Source organism: Streptomyces sp. NRRL S-350 (assembly GCF_000719705.1).
Taxonomy (GTDB): domain Bacteria; phylum Actinomycetota; class Actinomycetes; order Streptomycetales; family Streptomycetaceae; genus Kitasatospora.
Genome location: NZ_JOHO01000011.1, coordinates 134,869 through 150,803, shown reverse-complemented (window position 1 = coordinate 150,803; position 15,935 = coordinate 134,869). Strand labels below are relative to the sequence as shown.

Annotated in this window: 13 protein-coding genes; 7 read left to right on the top strand and 6 right to left on the bottom strand. The window is 72.0% G+C overall.

Annotated features, from left to right (window positions below; genetic code table 11):
* The first annotated feature begins 95 nt into the window (after positions 1 to 95).
* Positions 96 to 716, top strand: a complete 621-nt coding sequence (locus tag IF30_RS46580) for a hypothetical protein (protein WP_030236599.1) — start codon at positions 96 to 98, stop codon at positions 714 to 716.
* Here IF30_RS46580 and trhA read toward each other — a convergent pair.
* Complete coding sequence (trhA, locus tag IF30_RS0113105; protein WP_030236598.1) at positions 687 to 1,379, bottom strand: PAQR family membrane homeostasis protein TrhA; 693 nt, start codon at positions 1,377 to 1,379, stop codon at positions 687 to 689. The two genes, IF30_RS46580 and trhA, sit on opposite strands and share 30 nt — an antisense overlap.
* Before the next feature lie 285 nt (positions 1,380 to 1,664).
* Here trhA and IF30_RS0113100 point away from each other — a divergent pair, with 285 nt between their 5' ends.
* Complete coding sequence (locus IF30_RS0113100) at positions 1,665 to 3,506, top strand: phosphoenolpyruvate carboxykinase (GTP) (protein ID WP_030236597.1); 1,842 nt, start codon at positions 1,665 to 1,667, stop codon at positions 3,504 to 3,506.
* A 155-nt stretch (positions 3,507 to 3,661) separates the two neighbouring features.
* Here the strand turns inward: IF30_RS0113100 and IF30_RS43470 are convergent, their stop codons facing one another.
* A complete protein-coding gene (locus tag IF30_RS43470; RefSeq protein WP_051710093.1) occupies positions 3,662 to 4,222 on the bottom strand; it encodes an RICIN domain-containing protein in 561 nt (186 codons plus the stop codon).
* 199 nt (positions 4,223 to 4,421) lie between these two features.
* Positions 4,422 to 5,636: a pyridoxal phosphate-dependent aminotransferase gene (locus IF30_RS0113090; protein ID WP_030236592.1), complete on the bottom strand. Its 1,215-nt coding sequence runs from the start codon at positions 5,634 to 5,636 to the stop codon at positions 4,422 to 4,424.
* Between the two features lie 261 nt (positions 5,637 to 5,897).
* On the opposite strand from IF30_RS0113090, the gene IF30_RS41370 reads away from it, so the two are divergent.
* On the top strand, positions 5,898 to 6,611 hold the full coding sequence (locus IF30_RS41370; RefSeq protein ID WP_051710091.1) for a prepilin peptidase: 714 nt from the start codon (positions 5,898 to 5,900) through the stop codon (positions 6,609 to 6,611).
* 230 nt (positions 6,612 to 6,841) lie between these two features.
* Here IF30_RS41370 and IF30_RS0113080 read toward each other — a convergent pair whose 3' ends face one another.
* On the bottom strand, positions 6,842 to 8,377 hold the full coding sequence (locus IF30_RS0113080; RefSeq protein WP_030236589.1) for a chitinase: 1,536 nt from the start codon (positions 8,375 to 8,377) through the stop codon (positions 6,842 to 6,844).
* A gap of 511 nt (positions 8,378 to 8,888) precedes the next feature.
* On the opposite strand from IF30_RS0113080, the gene IF30_RS0113075 reads away from it, so the two are divergent.
* The 4 genes from IF30_RS0113075 (at position 8,889) to IF30_RS0113060 (ending at position 14,598) form a co-directional block, all read left to right on the top strand.
* Positions 8,889 to 9,683: an isoprenyl transferase gene (locus tag IF30_RS0113075; protein WP_199807863.1), complete on the top strand. Its 795-nt coding sequence runs from the start codon at positions 8,889 to 8,891 to the stop codon at positions 9,681 to 9,683.
* A 247-nt stretch (positions 9,684 to 9,930) separates the two neighbouring features.
* Positions 9,931 to 11,265, top strand: a complete 1,335-nt coding sequence (locus IF30_RS0113070; protein ID WP_030236583.1) for a PhoH family protein — start codon at positions 9,931 to 9,933, stop codon at positions 11,263 to 11,265.
* A 431-nt stretch (positions 11,266 to 11,696) separates the two neighbouring features.
* Entirely contained in the window at positions 11,697 to 12,446 is a 750-nt protein-coding gene (locus IF30_RS0113065; protein WP_199807862.1) for a transglycosylase SLT domain-containing protein, read from the top strand.
* A 532-nt stretch (positions 12,447 to 12,978) separates the two neighbouring features.
* Positions 12,979 to 14,598, top strand: coding sequence for an AI-2E family transporter (locus tag IF30_RS0113060; RefSeq protein ID WP_063752615.1), 1,620 nt, complete (start codon positions 12,979 to 12,981; stop codon positions 14,596 to 14,598).
* Between the two features lie 82 nt (positions 14,599 to 14,680).
* Here the strand turns inward: IF30_RS0113060 and IF30_RS0113055 are convergent, their stop codons facing one another.
* The gene (locus IF30_RS0113055; protein WP_030236574.1) at positions 14,681 to 15,223 is read right to left on the bottom strand and encodes an alkyl hydroperoxide reductase; all 543 of its coding nucleotides are present in this window, start codon (positions 15,221 to 15,223) and stop codon (positions 14,681 to 14,683) included.
* A 3-nt stretch (positions 15,224 to 15,226) separates the two neighbouring features.
* A complete protein-coding gene (locus IF30_RS0113050; protein WP_030236570.1) occupies positions 15,227 to 15,778 on the bottom strand; it encodes a peroxiredoxin in 552 nt (183 codons plus the stop codon).
* Positions 15,779 to 15,935 lie beyond the last annotated feature (157 nt).

The window sequence follows — 15,935 nt, the reverse complement described above, 5'->3', positions numbered from 1 at the left end:
ATCGGTCAGTGCTGGCCGACGTGTGCCGAGAGCGGGAGAAGGGGTGGGGCGGCGGGAGCCGACCACGAGCCCGGCACCGGGAAAGGGGAGCCGAAGTGGCCGACACGGATGACAAGCAGGCGGGTGCCCAGGCGTGGGGTGCGGCGGCCGTGGTGGCCTCCGCACTGGCCGTGGTCGCGGCCTATCTGATCAACGGCGCCGCGCTGGTCCTGGCGGTCGCCGGGGTCGAGACCGTGCTGCTGATGGTCTACGTCGGCCGCCGCTGGCGCGCGCTGCACGGTCGGCCGCCCCTGGTCCGGCGCCGCCCGCGCCGCGGGATCCCGGACGCCGCGCACTGCGAGCGCTGCCGCCGGGCCCGTGAGGCGCTGGACGCCCGGCAGGCGCGGGGCCGCTCCGCCCGCCCGGTGTGGCCGACGCCGTGGGCGGAGTTCTCGGCGCACGACGAGCACCGTGCGCACGACGAGTACCTGACGCGCGACGGGCAGCGGGCGCACGACGGGCAGCGGGCGCGCCACGAGCACGAGGGCCCGGAGGGGGCCGTCCCGCAGTCGGAGTCCGGCGCGGCCGACCACGCTGCGTACTCGCGCCGCCCGCAGGGCCGTGGGTCGTACGAGCGGCCCTGGACGGCAGAACGGGCGACCACCCGGTCCGTGGACCGGGCGGTCGCCCGCCGGGGGGCTCCGGGTTCAGCCGGCCGTGCTGTACGCCACCAGTGAGACGCCGACGTACTGCACGATGAACGCGCCGAGGGTGAAGGCGTGGAACACCTCGTGGAAGCCGAACCAGCGCGGTGAGGGATCGGGCCGCTTGAGCCCGTACACCACGCCGCCGATGCTGTAGAGCACCCCGCCGACGATCATCAGCACCAGGACGGCGACGCCGCCGGTGCGCAGGAAGTCCGGCAGGAAGAACGCGGCGGCCCAGCCCAGCGCTATGTACACCGGGGTGTACAGCCAGCGCGGCGCGCCGACCCAGAACACCCGGAACGCGATCCCGGCGAGCGCGCCGCCCCAGACCGCCCAGAGCAGCAGCTGCTGGTCGGCGCCCTTGAGCAGCAGCATCGTGAACGGTGTGTAGGTGCCCGCGATGATCAGGAAGATGTTCGCGTGGTCGAGGCGGCGCAGCACGGCGTCCCCGCGCGGGCCCCAGTCGAAGCGGTGGTACACCGCGCTGATCCCGAACAGCAGCCAGGCGCTGACCGAGTAGATCGCGCAGGCGATCTTGGCGGGTGTGGAGTCGGCCAGGCAGATCAGCACGATTCCGGCGGCCACCGAGGCGGGGAACATTCCGGCGTGCAGCCAGCCGCGCCACTTCGGCTTGCTCTCCCTGATCCCGGCAGGTTCGTCCGCGGGGCTGTCCGCGAGCACAGCAGCAGTCATGCGCAGCATGCTACCCGCTACCTACGGATCCGTAGGTTACTGGCGCGTAGGAAAGTGGCGATCATCACTCTTAGACGTTTTGGAGTATTTGAAGTGTGGCGCCGCGCACTCCGGCCCTGACGTGCGCGACCTATTACCGGCCAGTAATCATACTTACCGTAGTAAAAGATGCGTCAATTTCGACGCTTCGCCGCGTTCCGGGCTTGAGGCCGGAGCTACGCTGCAAGCACCCTCAGACCCCCGCTACGCCGTCTCCTCGCCGAGATGGCGTGAAACGGAGCGATCGTGTCGTACGAGATCTCTGCTCTCAGCGCATCCGCGCCCACCCGCCACAAGCAGCTGCTCGCTTGGGTGAGCGAGATCGCCGAGCTCACCCAGCCGGACCGCATCGAGTGGTGCGACGGTTCCGACGAGGAGTACCACCGCCTCGCGGACCTGCTGGTGACGCAGGGCACCTTCAAGAAGCTCAACGAGGAGAAGCGCCCCAACTCCTACTACGCCGCCTCGGACCCGACGGACGTGGCACGCGTGGAGGACCGCACCTACATCTGCTCCGAGCAGGAGAAGGACGCCGGACCGACCAACAACTGGAAGGCCCCCGCCGAGATGCGGGAGATCTTCCAGGGCGAGCAGGGCCTGTTCCGCGGCGCGATGAAGGGCCGCACGATGTACGTCGTGCCCTTCTCGATGGGCCCGGTCGGCTCCCCGCTGGCCGCGTACGGCGTCGAGATCACCGACTCCGCCTACGTCGCCGTGTCGATGCGCGTGATGACCCGCATGGGCCAGGCCGTGCTGGACCAGCTCGGCGAGGACGGCGACTTCGTCAAGGCCGTGCACACCGTCGGCGCCCCCCTCGCCGCCGGCGAGGCGGACGTGCCGTGGCCGTGCAACAGCACCAAGTACATCTCGCACTTCCCGGAGACCAAGGAGATCTGGTCCTTCGGCTCGGGCTACGGCGGCAACGCCCTGCTCGGCAAGAAGTGCTACGCGCTGCGCATCGCCTCGACCATGGCCCGCGACGAGGGCTGGCTGGCCGAGCACATGCTCATCCTGAAGCTCACCCCGCCGGCCGGCTCCGCGGGCGAGGCGGAGCCCAAGTACGTCGCGGCCGCCTTCCCGTCGGCCTGCGGCAAGACCAACCTGGCCATGCTCCAGCCGACCATCCCGGGCTGGAAGGTCGAGACGATCGGCGACGACATCGCCTGGATGCGTTTCGGCGCCGACGGCCGCCTGTACGCCATCAACCCCGAGGCCGGCTTCTTCGGCGTCGCCCCCGGCACCGGCGTGGACACCAACGCCAACGCCATCGAGACCCTCTGGGGCAACACCGTCTTCACCAACGTCGCCCTCACCGACGACGGCGACGTGTGGTGGGAGGGCCTCACCGAGGAGCCCCCGGCGCACCTGACCGACTGGCGCGGCAACGACTGGACCCCCGAGTCCGGCACCCCGGCCGCCCACCCGAACGCCCGCTTCGCCGTGCCGGCCGCGCAGTGCCCGACCATCGCCCCGGAGTGGGAGGACCCGGCGGGCGTGCCGATCTCGGCGATCCTGTTCGGCGGCCGCCGCGCCACCGCCGTCCCGCTGGTGACCGAGTCCTTCAACTGGCAGCACGGCGTCTTCCTCGGCGCCAACATCGCCTCCGAGAAGACCGCCGCCGCCGAGGGCACGGTCGGCGAGCTGCGCCGCGACCCGTTCGCGATGCTGCCGTTCTGCGGCTACAACATGGGCGACTACTTCGCCCACTGGCTGAAGATCGGCGCCCAGGCCGACGCCGCCAAGCTGCCGAAGATCTACTACGTCAACTGGTTCCGCAAGAACGCCGAGGGCGCGTTCGTCTGGCCCGGCTACGGCGAGAACAGCCGTGTGCTCAAGTGGGTCGTCGAGCGTCTGGAGGGCACCGGCGAGGGTGTCGAGACCCCGATCGGCGTGCTGCCGACCGTCGACGGCTTCGACCTCGGCGACCTGAAGCTGTCCCAGGAGGACCTCGACCTGCTCTTCACCGTGGACGCCGACATCTGGCGGCAGGAAGCCGCCCTGGTGCCGGCCCACCTGGAGACCTTCGGCGACCACACGCCGAAGGAGCTGTGGGACGAGTACCGAAGCCTGGTCGCGCGTCTCGGCTGAGCCTGAGTCTCAACCGAGCGAGAGGCGGCGCGCGGCACGAACCGAGCGAACCGCCGAGTGACAGGACGGCCGGAGTTCCGCCTGGCGATCTTTCCCCGACCAAGGAGATCGCCCGGACCGGGACTCCGGCCGTAGTGCTTTCCCGGGCCCAGCCGTCAGAGCCGGGTGATGGCGGTGATCCACGCCTGGTTGGCCTGGGGGACGCCCACCGTGGACCCGGGCCACTGGCGGGCCGGGGCGCCGTCGTCGGTACGCCAGTCGGCGATCTCCAGGAGGAACGCCGAGTTGAGGTTGGACAGGCCGAGTTCGTTGTGCGGGCCGATCGAACCGGCGTAGTTCCAGTGCTGGTTGGCGCCGCCGGTGCATCCCCACTGGCGGGCCTCGGCGCCGTAGTCCCGGCTCCAGTCGGCGATCTCCAGGCACTTGCCGGAGTTGTGGTTCACCAGGCGGAAACCGCCGCTGTCGGGCACGTAGTCCCAACGCTGGTTGGCGCCGCCGGTGCATTCCCACTGGCGGGCCGGGGCGCCGTCGTCGGTGCTCCAGTCGGCGATCTCCAGGCACTTGCCGGAGTTGGCGTTCACGACGGTGCTCGACGTCGGCGGACGGAAGCCACCGGCGGCGGCGGGCGTGGCCGGCAGGGCGGTGGTCAGCGCGATGGCGGCGCCGACGGCGGCCGCAGCGGCGCGGGCAGGGGTGAGCGGAATGCGGAGGGTCAAGACGGACCAGTCCCTTGCGGTGGAGTGGGGGCAGGGGAGCGGACCCTTCCGAGGCGGTCGCGCGCTCCGGTGGCCGCGTCGGGCCCAGGCCCCGGCACACCGCCGACCGGCCCGTCCCCCCTACGGTCCGGGGAGGAACCCGGGCCGCCGACGCGCCGGAATCCTACAGTCCGGTCGGTGGGTCGGGGTCAAGGGGAGATCACGGCTGGGCGTAGCCCCCCAGGAACTCGCCGATGCGGGTCACGGCGTCGGTGATCTCCTCCGGGTGCGGCAGGGTCACCAGGCGGAAGTGGTCCGGCTCGGGCCAGTTGAAGCCGGTGCCCTGGACCAGCAGGATGCGCTGGGAGCGCAGCAGGTCGAGGACCATCTGCGCGTCGTCCTTGATCTTGTAGACCTTGGGGTCCAGCCGGGGGAACGCGTACAGCGCGCCCTTGGGCTTGACGCAGCTGACCCCGGGGATCTCGTTGAGCAGCCGGTGCGCGGCGTCGCGGGAGGCGAGCAGCCGGCCGCCGGGGAGCACCAGGTCGCGGATCGACTGCCGGCCGCCGAGCGCGGCAGCCACCGCGTGCTGGGCGGGCATGTTGGCGCACAGCCGCATCGAGGCGAGCACGGTGAGGCCCTCGACGTAGCTGCGGGCGCGGTTCCGGTCGCCGGAGAGCACCATCCAGCCGGAGCGGAAGCCCGCGACGCGGTACGCCTTGGACAGTCCGTTGAAGGTGACGCAGAAGAGGTCCGGGGCCAGGGTGGCCAGCGGGATGTGCTCGGCGTCGTCGTAGAGGATCTTGTCGTAGATCTCGTCCGCGTAGACCACCAGCTCGTGCCGGCGGGCGATCTCGACGATGCCCTCCAGCACCTCGCGCGGGTAGACCGCGCCGGTCGGGTTGTTCGGGTTGATCACCACGATGGCCCTGGTGCGGTCGGTGACCTTGGCCTCGATGTCGGCGAGGTCCGGGTACCACTCGGACTGCTCGTCGCAGCGGTAGTGCACGGCGGTGCCGCCGGCCAGCGAGACGGAGGCGGTCCACAGCGGGTAGTCCGGGGCCGGGACGAGCACCTCGTCGCCGTCGTCCAGCAGTGCGGTCATCGCCAGCTGGATCAGCTCGGAGACGCCGTTGCCGAGGAACACGTCGTCCACGGAGAGGCCGTGCAGTCCGCGCTCCTCGTAGTGCATGACCACCGCGCGGCGGGCGGAGAGCAGACCCTTGGAGTCGCCGTACCCGTGCGCGTTCGCGAGGTTGCGCAGGATGTCCTGGAGGATCTCCGGGGGCGCCTCGAAACCGAAAGTGGCCGGGTTGCCGGTGTTGAGCTTGAGGATGCGGTGGCCCTGTTCCTCCAGCCGCATCGCCTCCTCCAGCACCGGGCCGCGGATGTCGTAACAGACGTTGGCGAGCTTGCTGGACTGGATGACCTGCATGCCTGCCTACTTTAGGGGTACGAGAGGCCCTTCGGCGGACCGTCCCGAGGAGGCTCCGGGGGCGCTCGGAGAGGCGTCCTTGGATCGGCAGGCGGGCGTGTCGGCGGGCCTTCCAAAGGGGGATCCCGGTGTCCGGAATGCTCACGTATGCGAGGAACGACGCCAGAACACGGACCGGTTCCGATCCGGAACGAGACGGACGGCACACCGCCTCCCGCGGGAGGATGGGGCCGGTACGTCGATCGAGGAGGGGGTGCGCCGGTGGTGCCGGTCGTGGTCGCGGCGGTGCTGGTCGGTCTCCTGTCGGCTCCGCTGCTGCGCGGGCTGGTCGCCCGGTTCGCCGTGCCGGAGGGCGAACCGTGGTGTGAGGCCTGCCCGTCGTGCGCGCGCGAGGTTCGGCTGCTGCCGCCGACCGGGCGCTGCCCGGGCTGCCGGGAGAGGCTGGGCGCGGGCCCGGGAACGGTGGAGGCGGTCGCGGTGGCGGTCGCCTTCGCGGTGGGGTGCGCGGCGGACGGGCCGGCGGCCGGGGCACTGGGCTGGGCGGCCGCGCTCGGGGTGGCACTCGGCTTCGTCGACGCGCGGGTGCGCCGGCTGCCGTACCGGCTGACCCTGCCGCTGCTCGGCGGGGTGGCCGCGCTGCTGGCGCTGGCGGCGCTCGCAGAGGGGCGCCCCGGGGTGCTGCTGCGCTGCCTGCTGGCGGCGTTCGCGGTCGGGGCGGTGCTCGAACTGGCCGTCTGGGTCGGCGCGTTGGGGCCCGGCGACTCCCCGCTGGGATTCACGCTGGGCGGGCTGCTCGGTTGGTATGGCTGGTCGGTGGCCCTCGGAGGGTTGGTCGCGGCGGTGGTGCTCGCCGGGGTGTGGGCGGTGCTGCGGGCCGGCGCCGCCCTGGCCCGCAGGCGCCCGGTGCGTGGACTGGACGTCCCGGTGGGTCCGTTCCTGCTGCTCGGCGCGCTCACCGCCGTGCTGGCGAGGTAGCCGCCCGGGCGCCTGGGGGCTGCGCCGCGGCGGGACGGTCTGAGCGCGGAGGGGCCCGCCGCACCGGGGAACCGGTACGACGGGCCCTGCCGCCGGCGCGCGGGCCCCACCCTCAAGGGGCGGCGCGCCGGGGGAGGTGAGGCCTGACGGCACGAGGCCTTGTGGCGCGAGGTTCACGGCGCGAGGTTCACGGCGCGAGGTTCACGGCACGAGGTTCACGGCACGAGGCCTTACGGCATCTTGTGGACGAACGGGCCGACCGCGCCCGAGAACGCGTTGCCGTTGTTGGCGTCCCAGTTGGTGGACCAGGTCATCGCGCCGCGGATGGTGGGCCACTTCGCCGGCGGGACGAAGCTGCCGCAGTTGTTGCCGGTGGCCAGGCAGTCCAGGGCGTTGTTGACCACGGCGGGCGGGACGTAGCCGCCGCCCGCCGCCTTGGCGGAGGCCGGCACGCCGATGCCGACCTGGTCGGGCCGCAGCCCGCCCTGGATGTGGGTGCAGACCTGCGAGGTGATGAAGTCGATGGTGCCCTGGTTGTAGACCTTGCCGTCGCAGCCGTTCATGCCGCCCGAGTTGTAGAACTGGGTGTTGACGACGGTGAGGATGTCCTTGGTCTTCAGCGCCAGTTGGAAGTAGGCGCCGGCGGTGCTGTACATCCCGATGGTCTCCGGCGCCATGGTCAGGACGAAGCCGGGGCCGACCTTGGCCTGCAGGGAGTGCAACGCGTCACCGAGCGGTCCGGCCTGGACGCCGTTCTCCAGGTCGACGTCGATGCCGTCGAAGCCGTAGTCCTTGATGATCGAGTAGGCGCTGTCGGCGAAGCTGGCGCCGGCGGTGGCGTCCCCGACGGTGATCGCGCCGTTCTGGCCGCCGATGGAGAGGACGACCTTCTTGCCGGCGGCCTGCTTGGCCTTGATGTCGGCCCGGAACTGGGCGTCGGTGTAGCCGCCGAGCGCCTTGGAGAGGCCGGGGTCCAGGGTGAAGCTGATCGCGCCGGTCCGGGTCGGCACGGCGTCGGCGAAGGAGACCGCGATGATGTCGTACGCGCTCTGGACGTCGCTCAGCCGCTGCGGGGTCGAGTTGTTGTCGAAGTTCTGCCAGTACCCGGTGACCACGTGCGCGGGCAGGCCGGTGGCCGGCGGGGTGGTGCCGGTCGGGGTGGGGGTGGGCGTGGCGGTGGGGCTCGGGGTCGCCGTCCTGGTGGGGGTCGCGGTGGGCGACGGGGTCCCGGTGCCGCCGGGGCCGGCCAGCGCGACGTCGTCGGCGAGGTAGGCGCCCTGGCCGTACCAGCCGTGCAGGTAGACGGTGACGCTGGTGGCGTTCGCCCCGGTGGTGAAGGTGGTGGACAGCTGGTTCCAGCCGGTCTGGTTCGACCAGGTCGACGGGTCGGTGCCGCCGGTGCCGCGCGCACCGAGGTAGACGTACGGGCCCTGGACCCACGCGCTCAGCGTGTAGCTGGTGCCGGGCAGCACGCTGACGGTCTGGGAGCACTCGGCGGTGTCGGCGGCGCCCGGGGTGGCCTGCAGCGCGCCGGTGCCGGAGTGGACCGGCGAGGAGACGGCGGTCGCGGCGCCGGTACAGCTCCAGCCGCCCAGCCCGCTGTCGAAGCCGCCGTTGGAGACCAGGTTGCCGACGGCCGCGCCGGCGCCGCCGGCGAAGAGGGCGAGGCCGCCGCCCGCCAGGGCGAGGGCGGTGGCACCGGCCGCGACGGCCGGGAGGGGGCTGCGCCGGCGCTTGTGCGCGGGCTGGTTCGGCGTACGGGCCATGGGCGACGCTCCTGGGGGAGGAGCGGCCGCCGCGGTGGGGGGCGCGGCGGCCGCGTGTGGGGGAGGGGAGGTCCGAAGTGGGCCTGTGGGGACGGGAAGGGCGACGCTTCCGTCCCGGGTTCACAAGCTGGACTAGACCATTGCCGGCCGTCAAGCATCGGGCCGACGGCTTACGGTTCCGTTAAGGATTCGGAGACCGTTCCGTGTCCGCGGCCCGTGCCGCCCCCGGACCGGCCCCCCGGGAAGTCCCGGCCCGTGCCGGGACCGGACGCGAACCCGTGCCGGGACCGGACCCGTACCGGACCCGGACCGGACTCGGGCCGCTTCCCGCGCAACCGCCCGTCGGCGCCCCCGGCCGTGCGCAGAACCCCGACACGCCCGCCGTGACAGGCTTCGCACAGGACCGTGACCAGACCGCTACCTGCGGCTTTACCGTGCGCGTGCGGGCGGGAGTAGGCTGCGCCGGGGCGGTGACGCACCAGCTGAACGAGCACGGAGGGGTCCGGGAAACATGGGTCTGCGCGATGTCGCCGAACGGACGCCGGGGCTGCGGACCCTGCTGGGCGGGATGTACGGGCTCTACGGCCGCCGGGTGGAGGTCCACCTCGCGCGCACCCCGCACCACATCGGCGTGATCCTGGACGGCAACCGCCGCTGGGCGAAGGCGACCGGAGGCTCCACCGCGTACGGGCACCGGCGCGGCGCCGACAAGATCACCGAGTTCCTCGGCTGGTGCGACGAGACCCACGTCAAGGTCGTCACCCTCTGGATGCTCTCCACCGACAACCTCGACCGCCCGGCCGACGAACTCGTGCCGCTGCTCGGCATCATCGAGGACGCCGTCACCGGCCTGGCCGCCGCCCGCCGCTGGAAGGTCCACCCGGTCGGCGCGTTGGACCTGCTGCCGCAGCACACCGCCGACGTGCTCAAGCGCGCCGCGGAGGAGACCGCCGACATCGACGGCATCACCGTCAACGTCGCGGTCGGCTACGGCGGCCGGCACGAGATCGCCGACGCCGTCCGCTCGCTGCTCCAGGAACAGGCCGGCCGCGGCACCTCGATCGAGGAACTGGCCGAGGTCCTGACCGTCGAGCACATCTCCGAGCACCTCTACACCCGCAACCAGCCCGACCCGGACCTGATCATCCGCACCTCGGGCGAGCAGCGGCTGTCCGGTTTCCTCCTCTGGCAGAGCGCGCACAGCGAGTTCTACTTCTGTGAGGCGTACTGGCCGGCCTTCCGCAAGGTCGACTTCCTGCGCGCCCTGCGCGCGTTCGAGCAGCGCCACCGGCGGATGGGGCTCTGACTGCCCTTCGGGCCCCCGGCCCGGTGAGCGCCCGGCCGGGCGCGGGGCGAAGTGACCGCCGTAGGGCTGGCCTACCCGGTGCCCGGGCGAGGCCAAACGTTCACCGGCAATGATCCGTCAGTTCGCCGGGGGCGCGAATGCACCGCCCCCCGCCTGGGAATACTCCAGTCAGTCCGGTCCCGGGGCCACCGGGGCAGCGGGGCCGGCTTGCCGCGGGTGACGCAGGGTCATCCGCTCTGGAGGCCTAGTGGTCAGTTCCAAGAGCCGCCGGACACCAGACCGGCGCACGTACGTTCTCGACACCAGCGTGCTCCTGGCGGACCCGCTCGCCATGACCCGCTTCGAGGAGCACGAGGTCGTCCTTCCGGTGGTGGTCGTCACCGAGCTGGAGGCCAAACGGCACCACCCGGAGCTGGGTTACTTCGCCCGCCAGGCGCTGCGACTGCTCGACGACTACCGCATCCGCCACGGCCGGCTCGACGAGCCGATCCCGGTCGGCGAGCTCGGCGGCACCATCCGGGTCGAGCTCAACCACTCCGACGTGTCGATACTGCCGGCCGGATACCGGGCCGGCGGCGGCGAGGCGGACACCCGGATCCTGGCGGTCGCCCGCAACCTGCAGGCCGAGGGCTACGACGTCACCGTCGTGTCCAAGGATCTGCCGCTGCGGATCAAGGCCAGCTCGGTGGGCCTGCTCGCCGAGGAGTACCGGGCCGAGCTCGCGATCACCTCCGGCTGGACGGGCATGTCCGAACTGCACGTCGCGGCCGACCGGGTCGACGCGCTGTTCGCGGCCGGCCACGACGCCGCGGTGGAGCTCGACGGGGCCGACGAGCTGCCCGTCCACACCGGACTGGTGCTCACCTCGGAGCGGGGACGGGCGCTCGGCCGGGTCACCGGCGACGGCCGGGTCCGGCTGGTGCGCGGAGAGCGCGAGGCGTTCGGGCTGCGCGGGCGCAGTGCCGAGCAGCGGGTGGCGCTGGACCTGCTGCTCGACCCGGAGATCGGCATCGTCTCGATGGGCGGCCGGGCCGGGACGGGCAAGTCGGCGCTGGCACTGTGTGCGGGTCTGGAGGCGGTGCTGGAGCGGAGGCAGCACCGCAAGGTGATGGTCTTCCGGCCGCTGTACGCGGTCGGCGGCCAGGAGCTCGGCTACCTGCCGGGCAGCGAGGCGGAGAAGATGGGCCCGTGGGCCCAGGCGGTCTTCGACACGCTCTCGGCCGTCACCACCCCGGACGTGATCGAAGAGGTCATCTCCCGCGGGATGCTGGAGGTGCTGCCGCTGACGCACATCCGGGGGCGCTCGCTGCACGACGCCTTCGTCATCGTGGACGAGGCGCAGTCCCTGGAGCGGAACGTCCTGCTGACGGTGCTGTCCCGGATCGGCCAGGGGTCGCGGGTGGTGCTCACCCACGACGTGGCGCAGCGGGACAACCTCCGGGTGGGCCGGTACGACGGCGTGGTGGCGGTGGTGGAGAAGTTGAAGGGGCATCCGCTGTTCGCCCACATCACGCTCACGCGCTCGGAGCGGTCGCCGATCGCGGCCCTGGTCACGGAGATGCTGGAGGACATCAACCCGTGATCCGTCCCTGATCGGGACATTGTCGGACAATACGGTCAACTCAGGTCTGGGGGCCCGTTCCTGACGGAGCGGGCCCCATCCGTTTCATCACATCGAGTGCTTTCCGTCCGGGGAACTCCCGGCCGGTGAATGTGACATGCGCCACGCAGGGGGGAATTGCGTCGACGGTGCCCGGTGCGGCATGGTGAGGGTTCTGTCAGGCCCCGCGTACGGCGCGGCAGGGCTTCCGGACTCCGGAAGTCAGGCCCGGAAGGTCCGCCAACTCCGTTCGGTGGACGCACAATTGAAGACCGAGAGCCGTACGCCGCCCGATTCCAACGCCCGGTCGCCTCACCTCGGCCGGACGCCGGGCCAGCACCTCCCGTGACCAGAGCACCGTGCGGAGGTCCGTGCCAAGGGGCATGTTGCGCCCGCACGGTCACGCGTGGGCGATGCTGGAAGGAATCCATGTGACTCGGATCTCGGTCCGGGGAGTTGCTGTGGCCTCCGCCACCGCCGTCACCGCTGTCGGTGCCGTCGTGGGTATGGCCTCGGGCAGCGAGGGCAAGACGACGCAGACGGTCGATGTCGCCGGCGCGACCCTGCTTGCCGAAGTCCCCTCTGGCGCCCAGGCGCAGACCATCAGTGACAACATCGGCCAGCAGGCCACCGCGCAGCAGGCCTCCGCCGACGCGGCCGCCAAGGCCGCCGCGGAGCAGAAGGCTGCCGAGGAGGCCGCGCGCCAGAAGGCCGCCGCGGACGCCCAGGCCAAGGCCGATGCCCAGGCCAAGGCCGACGCGGACGCCAAGGCCGCCGACGACGCGCGCAAGGCCACCGAGGCCGCCAACCGGTCCAAGGCCCGGTCGGCGATGACCGCCGTCGACGACAGCGCGCCGGCCGTCTCGGTCAGCCCGGGTTCCGTCCAGGACCTCGCCCGGCAGATCGTCGGCAACGACGCCCAGTTCCAGTGCTTCAGCCAGATCGTGAAGCGCGAGAGCGGCTGGGACTACACGGCGACCAACAAGGGCTCCGGCGCTTACGGCCTGGTCCAGGCTCTGCCCGGCTCGAAGATGGCGTCGGCGGGTGCCGACTGGCGCACCAACCCGGCCACCCAGATCAAGTGGGGCCTCAGCTACATGAACAGCCGCTACGGCAGCCCCTGTGGCGCGTGGTCGTTCTGGCAGGCGCACAACTGGTACTAGGAGAGGCTGCCGCTCCGGCGGCGCACTCCCACCGGCCCCCGGCCGCTCGCCCTTCCCGGGCGGGCAGCCGGGGGCCGTCGCCTTTTGCGATCGGGCCGGGCCGTGCCGTGGACCGCCGGTCCCGGAAGGTGGGGCCGCCCCGCCCGTGCTGCGCTGACCACGGCGCGCTCGGGCGGTGCGGCTCCGGGTGCGGACGCGGGGCGCGGGAAGGGGTCCTGGTTGCTTCCCGCACCGGCCGGTCCGCCGGCGGATGGCTTCTGGGGGGGGCGGGCTCTCGGGGCGGATCCGAAGGGTGGCGGGGGCGCTGCCCTCCGGGGTCCTCGTCCCGTCTCCTCCCCAGCGAAGTGCGTCCGAAACCAGGTGAAACACGGCGGTTCGCCCGGAATCTCCGGGCTGATCGGCCGGGGCGAACCCACCGGCGGTCGGACTCGCCGCCCCCTTGCCCGGTAGCGTCATCCCTGACGGCCGCGGCAGGAACCCGCGGCGTACCGCCGGGCACGGCGGGTCGGGTCGGGGAGCGGTGGTAGCGAGGATGGCGCGGGGCGGAAAGGCCTTCAAGGCCGTGGCCAAGGGCATGGCCGTGGTGGCGAGCGCGGCCGCCGTGATCGAACGGCGCCGGCGCGCCGCGATGGCGGCCGACCCGCACGAACTCGTCGTACCCCTGCTCGCGGACGGCCACGTGCCGGCGCTCGCCGAGGCGCCCGGCCCCGCCCCGGTCCCCCGGGCCGACCCCGCCCCGGTGCCGCCGGGACCGGCGGCACCGGTGGCGTCGGCGGTGCCCGCCGGCTCCGGGGTCGCCCGGGCCACGGCGGTCACGGAGACCGCCGAGGCCTCCCCGCCCGCCGCGCCGACCCCGCCCGCACCCGCCGCCCACGCGGGTCTCGGCCGCGAGTACCACCCCGGTCGGCCCGCCACCCCCGCCGAGGCGGTGCCGTGGGGGCTGCGGGTGGCCGCCGAGTCGACCTGGCGCCTTCTGTTGCTCGGCGCCGCGCTCTACGTCGTCTTCTACGTGGTCGACATGCTGCGGCTGGTCGCCTTCTCGGTGCTGGCCTCGCTGTTGATCACCGCGCTGCTGGAGCCCTCGGTGTCCTGGCTGCGCCGGCGCCGGGCGCCGCGCTCGCTGGCCGCGGGCGGGGTGTTCCTGAGCGGCCTGGCCGGGATCGGGCTGGTCGGCTGGTTCGTGGTCTGGCAGGTGACCACCAACCTGACCACCGTCACCAACCAGGTCAAGACCGGTGTGAACCAGCTGAAGGACTGGCTGGTCACCGGGCCGCTGCACCTGACCCAGCAGCAGATCACCGACTTCGCCAACCAGATCACCAAGGCGATCACCACCAACACGGACCAGCTCACCTCCGCCTCGATCACCGGCGCGCAGATCGCCGTCGAGCTGCTGACCGCGGTGCTGATGACCTTCTTCACCACCTTCTTCTTCCTCTACGACGGCGAGCGGATCTGGAACTGGGCGCTGCGCGGACTGCCCCGGCACTCCCGCTTCGCGATGGCCGGCGCCGGACCGAAGGCGTGGGCGACGCTCACCGCCTACGTGCGCGGCACCGTCTGCGTGGCCTTCATCGACGCGGTCTGCATCGGGATCGGCATCGACCTGCTCGGCGTGCCGCTGGCGATGCCGCTGGCCGTGATCATCTTCCTGGGCGCCTTCGTCCCGCTGGTCGGCGCGCTGGTCACCGGCACCGTCGCGGTGCTGATCGCCCTGGTCACCCAGGGGCCGTGGACGGCGCTGATGGTGCTGGTGGTGCTGATCGCGGTGATGCAGGTCGAGAGCCACATCCTGCAGCCGCTGATCCTCGGTCGGGCCGTCCGGGTGCACCCGCTGGGCGTGGTCCTCGGCGTCGCGGCCGGCGGCATCATCGGCGGCATCGGCGGTGCGGTGGTCGCCGTCCCGCTGATCGCCGTCACCAACACCGTGATCACCCACCTGCGCCGCCGCAACGAGGCGGGCCAGGCCGTCTTCACCGCGCTCGAAGCCGCCCGCGAGGCCGCCGAGCGGACGGCCGCGACCCACCCGGGTGCGCCCCAGGCCGCCCCGACCCAGGCCACCCCGACCCAGGCCACCCCGACCCAGGCCACCGTCCAGAGCCCCGTGGCCCCGCACCCCGCCGCGCCGACCGTCCGACCGGCCACGGACTGACCGCCCGGGCGGAGAACGGCAGCGGGCCCCTCCCGGACGTGGTGTCCGAGAGGGGCCCGCGGGGTGCCGGGTGCCGGGTGCGTCAGGCGGTGGCGGCGGCGAGGGCGGCCTCGGAGTCGAGGACGCCGGCCACGGCCTGCAGGACGGCGGCGATCTTCATCGAGGCCTGGACGACCTCGCGCTCGACGCCGGCCTTGCGCAGGACGGCCTCGTGCGAGTCGAGGCACTGGCCGCAGCCGTTGATGGCCGAGACCGCGAAGCACCAGAGCTCGAAGTCGACCTTCTCGACGCCCGGGGTGCCGATGATGTTCATCCGCAGACCGGCCCGCATCGTGCTGTACTCCTTGTCGGAGAGCAGGTGCAGCGTCCGGTAGTAGACGTTGTTCATCCCCATGATCGCGGCCGCGCCCTTGGCGGCGGTGTACGCCTCGGGGGAGAGGTTGGCCTTGGCCTCGGGCTCCAGCTCGCGCAGCAGACCGGGGCTGCGGGTGGCCATCGCGCAGGACAGCACGGTGCCCCAGAGCTGCTGGGCGGGGAGGTCGGAGTTGCCGATGACCGAGCCCAGGTTGAGCTTGAGGTCCTTGGCGTAGTCCGGGAGGGCGGCCTTCAGGTCGTCGAGGGCCATGGGTCAGCCCGCCAGCAGGGCCTGGGCGTCGAGGGTGTCCTCGCCCTTGGTCCAGTTGCACGGGCACAGCTCGTCGGTCTGCAGGGCGTCCAGCACCCGCAGGACCTCCTTGGGGTTACGGCCGACGGAGCCGGCGGTCACCATGACGAACTGGATCTCGTTGTTCGGGTCCACGATGAAGACGGCGCGCTGGGCGGTGCCGTCCTCGCCCTCGACGCCGCAGGCGCGCATCAGGTCGTGCTTGATGTCGGCCAGCATCGGGAAGGGCAGGTCGCGCAGGTCCTTGTGGTCCTTGCGCCAGGCGTGGTGCACGAACTCGGAGTCACCGGAGACGCCGAGGATCTGGGCGTCGCGGTCGGCGAACTCGTCGTTCAGCTTGCCGAACGCGGCGATCTCGGTCGGGCAGACGAAGGTGAAGTCCATCGGCCAGAAGAAGACGATCTTCCACTTGCCCTCGTAGGTCTTGTGGTTGATGTCAGCGAAGGCGTTCGCGGCGTCCAGGTCGACACAGGCCTTGAGGTCGAACTCGGGGAACTTGTCACCGATCGTGAGCACGTTCGCTTCTCCTGAAGTCAGTTGAGGGGAGCTTTGTCCGGATTCCGGACACCGATCACGATTCCACATCGTGGACTGATCGGGGAAATAGCTAGACTGGATGTGTCTGATCGGAGATTGCTATCAGTACTGAATCCCCCACGTCGCAGCCGCGCCC